Annotated in this window: 1 pseudogene; it reads right to left on the reverse strand. The window is 61.6% G+C overall.

The window, feature by feature from the left end:
- A pseudogene (locus tag SB753_RS42275) lies at positions 1–229 on the reverse strand (3-phosphoshikimate 1-carboxyvinyltransferase); the annotation flags it as partial.

Below are 229 nucleotides of genomic sequence, written 5' to 3' on the forward strand. Positions count from 1 at the left end.
CCGAAGCGCGCCATCAGCGCGATCGTGATCTCGATATACGGCTTCGAAATGAGCTCGCCCGCTACTTCGACGATCGTCTCGCCGCTTTCCGTTTTCACGAGCGGCAGGGTCATCAGGAGCGCCGTCAGGAACTGGCTCGACACATCGCCGCGCACACGGATGGGCGCATCGACGGAAATCTGCGCCGGACGGATGCGCAGCGGCGGAAAGCCTTCGTTCTCTTCGTAAT

The organism is Paraburkholderia sp. SIMBA_053, assembly GCF_046534895.1.
Lineage (GTDB): Bacteria > Pseudomonadota > Gammaproteobacteria > Burkholderiales > Burkholderiaceae > Paraburkholderia > Paraburkholderia caledonica.